The 216-nt window shown below is 53.7% G+C and carries 1 rRNA gene; it reads right to left on the bottom strand.

Annotated elements, in window-relative coordinates:
• Nucleotides 1-216, bottom strand: a 23S ribosomal RNA gene (locus WS34_RS15275); the annotation flags it as partial.

Raw genomic sequence — 216 nt, 5'->3', positions numbered from 1 at the left:
TCTTACTACTTGCGTATGGGATATCTCATCTTGAGGGGGGCTTCACGCTTAGATGCCTTCAGCGTTTATCCCGTCCCGACTTGGCTACTCGGCCATGAGATTGATTCTCAACCGATGCACCAGAGGTCAGTCCATCCCGGTCCTCTCGTACTAAGGACAGCTCCTCTCAAATATCCTACGCCCACGCCGGATAGGGACCGAACTGTCTCACGACGT

This window comes from Odoribacter sp. N15.MGS-14, assembly GCF_000980245.1.
Lineage (GTDB): Bacteria > Bacteroidota > Bacteroidia > Bacteroidales > Marinifilaceae > Odoribacter > Odoribacter splanchnicus.
Note: the sequence above shows the minus strand (reverse complement) of the source record. Positions and strands in the feature narration are given on the sequence as shown.